Source organism: Hydrogenophaga sp. (assembly GCF_022844385.1).
GTDB lineage: Bacteria > Pseudomonadota > Gammaproteobacteria > Burkholderiales > Burkholderiaceae_C > Hydrogenophaga.
On the sequence record NZ_JALHLX010000188.1, the window covers coordinates 1 to 5,046 of the forward strand.

General features: G+C 65.5%; 7 protein-coding genes. 6 read left to right on the plus strand and 1 reads right to left on the minus strand.

Annotated features, from left to right (window positions below; genetic code table 11):
* Nucleotides 1-302 (minus strand): helicase HerA-like domain-containing protein (locus Q0C59_RS18570; protein ID WP_291218346.1); only part of this gene is annotated, 302 nt, incomplete at its 3' end.
* Between the two features lie 99 nt (nt 303-401).
* Between Q0C59_RS18570 and Q0C59_RS18575 the strand changes: the two genes are divergently transcribed.
* The 6 genes from Q0C59_RS18575 to Q0C59_RS18600 form a co-directional block, all read left to right on the plus strand.
* Nucleotides 402-1,127 carry a YebC/PmpR family DNA-binding transcriptional regulator gene (locus Q0C59_RS18575; protein ID WP_291218352.1) on the plus strand — a complete coding sequence of 242 codons (726 nt, stop codon included), beginning with the start codon at nt 402-404 and terminating at the stop codon, nt 1,125-1,127.
* The gene (gene purD, locus Q0C59_RS18580; RefSeq protein ID WP_291218353.1) at nt 1,124-2,398 is read left to right on the plus strand and encodes a phosphoribosylamine--glycine ligase; all 1,275 of its coding nucleotides are present in this window, start codon (nt 1,124-1,126) and stop codon (nt 2,396-2,398) included. Before Q0C59_RS18575 ends, purD begins: the two co-directional genes overlap by 4 nt.
* Nucleotides 2,399-2,464: 66 nt before the next feature.
* A complete protein-coding gene (hemF, locus tag Q0C59_RS18585; protein ID WP_291218354.1) occupies nt 2,465-3,382 on the plus strand; it encodes an oxygen-dependent coproporphyrinogen oxidase in 918 nt (305 codons plus the stop codon).
* Nucleotides 3,379-4,026 (plus strand): nicotinate (nicotinamide) nucleotide adenylyltransferase, encoded by a 648-nt coding sequence (gene nadD, locus Q0C59_RS18590; protein WP_291218358.1) that lies wholly within the window; start codon nt 3,379-3,381, stop codon nt 4,024-4,026. Before hemF ends, nadD begins: the two co-directional genes overlap by 4 nt.
* Nucleotides 4,023-4,817 carry a ribosome silencing factor gene (gene rsfS, locus Q0C59_RS18595; RefSeq protein ID WP_291218361.1) on the plus strand — a complete coding sequence of 265 codons (795 nt, stop codon included), beginning with the start codon at nt 4,023-4,025 and terminating at the stop codon, nt 4,815-4,817. Before nadD ends, rsfS begins: the two co-directional genes overlap by 4 nt.
* The coding region (locus tag Q0C59_RS18600; protein ID WP_291218363.1) for a 23S rRNA (pseudouridine(1915)-N(3))-methyltransferase RlmH at nt 4,814-5,046 on the plus strand (233 nt) is incomplete at its 3' end. The genes rsfS and Q0C59_RS18600, both read left to right, overlap by 4 nt.

Genomic DNA, 5,046 nt, shown 5'->3' on the forward strand with positions numbered 1-5,046 from the left:
AACACGTCCCACAGCGTGGTGGGGCAGGCCTGCGAGGGGGGAAGGGTGATGCCGCGCTCCTGCAGCACCTTGCTGATCTTTTCGCCGAAACTGCCTTTTTGGCTGATGCCGGAGAGGTCGCCCTTCACGTCGGCCATGAACACCGGCACGCCGATATTGGAGAACTGTTCGGCCAGCGTTTGCAGCGTCACCGTCTTGCCGGTGCCCGTGGCGCCCGTGATCAAGCCATGGCGGTTGGCCAGGCCCGGCAGCAACTGGCAGGTGGTGGTGGCGTTCTGGGCGATCAGCATCGGTTCGGCCATGGCAGAGCTTCCTTGTGTGCGGGTTCGGGGGAGGGCGGGTGAAAACGTAAAATCGCAGGCTTATTAGATCAAAGCCCAAGCAGGCAAAAGGACAATTTCGTGGCCGGACACAGCAAATGGGCAAACATTCAGCACCGCAAGGGACGCCAGGACGAAAAGCGCGGAAAGATCTGGACGCGCGTCATCCGTGAGATCACCGTGGCCGCGCGCCAGGGTGGCGGCGACCCTGCCATGAATCCGCGCCTGCGCCTGGCCATCGACAAGGCCAAGGCGGCCAACATGCCGGCCGACCGCATCAAATACAACGTAGAGAAAGCCTCCGGCACGCTCGAAGGCGTGAGCCTGGAGGAGATCCGTTACGAGGGTTACGGCATCGGCGGCGCGGCGGTGATCATCGACACCATGACCGACAACAAGGTGCGCACCGTGGCCGAGGTGCGCCACGCCTTCAGCAAACACGGCGGCAACCTGGGCACCGACGGCTCGGTGTCGTTCCAGTTCAAGCACTGCGGGCAGCTCGTGTTTGCGCCCGGCACATCGGAAGACAAGGTGATGGAAGTGGCGCTGGAAGCCGGCGCCGACGACGTGATCACCGACGCCGACGGCGCCATCGAGGTGCTGACCTCGCCCACCGAATTCGAAGCCGTGAAGAACGCACTGGAAGCCGCCGGCCTCAAGCCCGAGATTGCCGAGGTGACGATGCGCGCCGAAAACACGGTGGAGCTCACCGGCGAGGACGCCGCGCGCATGCAGAAGCTGCTGGATGTGCTGGAAGACCTGGACGACGTGCAAGGCGTTTTCCACAACGCAGAAATTCACGAATGAAAGTTCTCGTCATTGGCGGCGGTGGCCGCGAACACGCGCTGGCCTGGAAACTCAAGCACGACGCGGGCGTGAGCCAGGTCTTCGTGGCACCCGGCAACGCCGGCACGGCGCGCGACCCCGATCTGATCAACCTTGACATCACCGACAAGGTGGCGTTGCGCGAATGGGCTCAGGCCCAGGGTGTGGCGCTCACCGTGGTGGGGCCTGAAGCCCCCCTGGCCGCCGGTGTGGTGGACGAGTTCCGCGCGCATGGTCTGCCGATCTTTGGACCCACCAGGGCCGCCGCACAGCTGGAGAGTTCCAAGGCCTTCTCCAAGGCCTTCATGGAGCGCCACGGCATTCCCACTGCCAAATACCAGGCCTTCACCGACCCGACCCTGGCCCATGCCTACGTGGACGCCGAGGGTGCGCCCATCGTTGTCAAGGCCGATGGCCTGGCGGCGGGCAAGGGTGTGGTGGTGGCCATGACGGCGACCGAGGCGCACGAAGCCATCGACTTCATGCTGCTCGACAACACCCTGGGCGTGGCACACAACGAAGGCGGCGCACGCGTCGTCATTGAAGAATTCCTCGAAGGCGAAGAAGCCAGCTTCATCGTGCTGTGCGACGGTGAGCACGCGCTGGCGCTGGCCACCAGCCAGGACCACAAGCGCCTGCTGGACGCCGATCAAGGCCCCAACACCGGCGGCATGGGCGCGTACTCGCCCGCGCCGGTGGTCACGCCCGCGGTGCACGAGCGCGCCATGAGCGAGGTGATCATGCCCACGCTGCGCGGCATGGCCGCCGACGGTATTCCGTACACCGGCTTTTTGTATGCGGGTCTGATGATCACGCCCGACGGGCGCGTGAAGACGCTGGAATTCAACTGCCGCATGGGCGACCCGGAAACCCAGCCGATCATGATGCGCCTCAAGAGCAACCTCACGCAGGTGCTGCTCTCGGCCACGCGGGCCGAGCTGGACCGCGTGAGCCTTGACTGGGACCCGCGCGTGGCGCTGGGCGTGGTGCTGGCCGCCGCCGGGTACCCTCTGAACCCGCGCAAGGGCGACGCCATCACCGGTCTGCCCGCCGATGCCGCCGACCGCATGGTGTTCCACGCCGGAACGTCGGGGTCTGCAGAAGCCGTGCAGGTCTCGGGTGGGCGGGTGTTGTGCGTGACTGCCCTCGCCGAGACGGTTGCGCTCGCGCAGCATCGCGCGTACGAGGTCGTGGACGGCATTCACTTCGATGGCATGCAGCACCGCCGCGACATCGGTTACCGTGCACTCTGATCCCGGCCCGCGACACCGGCGCCTGCTTTACAGCCAGCGCTCCTTTTCCGACGATTCGGTCAAACCATGAAACAGACTTCCCTGTCTTCCGTGCGCGAGTTCCTCATCGACCTGCAGGACCGCATCACCTCCACCGTGGCCATGGTGGACGGTGGCAGCTTTGTGGTGGACCGCTGGACGAAACCGCCGGGCGAAACCCTGCAGGGCAACGGCATCACGCAGATCCTCGAAGACGGCGCCGTCTTCGAGCGCGCGGGTTGCGGCTTCTCGCACGTGACGGGCCCGCGCCTGCCGCCCTCGGCCACAGCGCATCGGCCTGAGCTCAACGGAGCGCCGTTTGAAGCCATGGGCGTGTCGCTGGTGTTCCACCCGCGCAACCCCTACGTGCCCACGGTGCACATGAACGTGCGCATGCTCGCGGCCACGCCGGCGGGTGGTGAGCCGGTGTGCTGGTTCGGCGGCGGCATGGACCTCACGCCGTACTACGGTTTTGAAGAGGACGCGGTTCACTTCCACCGCGCGACGAAAAACGCGCTCGACCCGTTCGGCGTGGACAAGTACCCCCGCTTCAAGACCTGGTGCGACGAATATTTCTATTTGAAACACCGCGACGAGCAACGTGGCATCGGTGGTGTCTTCTTCGACGATTTTTCCGAACTCGGCTTCGACGGCAGCTTCGCCATGATGAGCTCGGTGGGCGACGCCTTTCTCGATGCCTACCTGCCCATCGTCGACCGCCGCAAGAACACGCCGTACGGCGAACGCGAGCGCAGCTTCCAGCTCTACCGCCGCGGGCGCTACGTTGAATTCAACCTGGTGTGGGACCGGGGCACGCATTTCGGCCTGCAGTCGGGCGGGCGCAGCGAATCCATTTTGTTGTCCATGCCGCCGCTGGTCAGCTGGGCCTACAACCGCAAGACGAAAAAGGGCACGCCCGAAGAGCGGCTCTACAAGGACTTTCTGGTGCGCAAGGACTGGCTTTGAAGCAGGATGCCGCGAGCTCGCAGCGCGTGGGCATGTTCGGTGGCGCGTTTGATCCACCGCACTGGGCGCACCGCGCGCTGGCCGAAACCGCTTTGCAGCAGCTCGGTCTGGACGCATTGCACATCCTGCCCACCGGCCATGCCTGGCACAAGGCCCGGGTGCTCTCGCCCGCCGCCGACCGTGTGGCCATGTGCCATCTCGCGTTCGACGACCTGGCCCGCGTGAAGATCGACGAACGGGAAATCCACCGCGAGGGCCCGAGCTACACGGCCGACACGCTGCGCGAGCTGGCTCGGGAGTACCCTGGCGCCCAACTGTTTCTGGTGCTTGGCGCCGACCAGTTGCTCGCCTTTCGCACCTGGGTGCGCTGGCAGGAAGTGCTGGAGCTGGCCACGCTGGCGGTGGCCAATCGCGCCACCAACATCGGTGCCGACGCCCCGCTCGACCAGGCGGTGGAAACCGATCTGTCGCAGGTGGATCTTCCTTTCGAGCGTCTGGACATGCCGCTCAAGAACATCAGCGCGACCGCCGTGCGGGCCCGACTGGGACAGGCGGCGCAAAGCACCGCCGCCCTGGAGGTTCTGGTGCCCGAGGCCGTCGCAGGCTACATTTCAACCCATCACCTTTATCAGAATCCTTCATGACCAGCGAAACCATTGCCAAAAAAGACATCCAGAGACTCCAGCGCGCCATCGTCGACGGGCTGGAGGACGTCAAGGGTCAGGACATCGTGGTTTTCAACACCGAACACCTCTCACCGCTCTTCGAGCGTGTGATCGTTGCCAGCGGCACCTCGAACCGCCAGACCAAAGCCCTGGCCGCCAGCGTACGAGACGCCGTGCGCGAAGCCGGTTTCGACAAACCCCGCATCGAAGGTGAAGACAACGGCGAATGGATCATCGTGGACTGCGGCGCTGCCGTGGCCCACGTGATGCAACCCGTGATCCGCCAGTACTACCGGCTCGAGGAGATCTGGGGAGCCAAGCCGATTCGCCTGAAACACGGAGCCGAGAAGCCTGTGGTGGCCGAGACCAAGCCCGCTGCCAAGAGCCGCAAGAAGCCGGTGGCCACCGCTGCCGCCCAGCCCGCCAAGAGCACGGCGCGCAAGGCCGCTCAGTCGGCAGCCCGCACGGCGGCCGCAGCACCGGTCAAACCCGTGGCCAAGACCGCGAGCAAAAAGCCCGCGGTGAAGTCGGCAGCCAAGGCGGCCCCGGCCAAAACCACGGCCGCCAAGACCACCCGCAAGCCCGTGGCCGTTCCGAAGACCGCGCTGCAGAAACTGGTGGTCAAGCCACGCGTGGCGCCCAGTGCGAAGCCCGCTGCAAAGACAGCGCCCAAAGTGGCCGCCAAAGCAGCACCGAAGGCTGCGGTCAAACCCGCTGCCAAGACGCCTGCTCGCAAAACCACCAAGGCCGCTGCCCCCCGCAAGGCATGAAGCTGCTGATCGTCGCGGTCGGGCAGCGGGTGCCCGACTGGGCCCAGACCGCCTACGACGATTACGCCAAACGCTTTCCACCCGAGCTTCGGGTGGAACTCAAAGCCGTCAAGACCGAACCGCGTGGCTCCAAGACCTTGGAGACGCTGCTCTCGGCCGAACGCGAACGCATCGAGGCCGCGATTCCGCGTGGCTCGCGCATCGTGGCGCTGGACGAGCGTGGCACCAC

What these genes read in the sequence shown, in the direction of transcription:
- rsfS (WP_291218361.1), top strand. Translation starts at nt 4,023, where the DNA reads ATGACCAGCGAAACCATTGCCAAAAAAGACATCCAGAGACTCCAGCGC.
- purD (WP_291218353.1), top strand. Translation starts at nt 1,124, where the DNA reads ATGAAAGTTCTCGTCATTGGCGGCGGTGGCCGCGAACACGCGCTGGCC.
- hemF (WP_291218354.1), top strand. Translation starts at nt 2,465, where the DNA reads ATGAAACAGACTTCCCTGTCTTCCGTGCGCGAGTTCCTCATCGACCTG.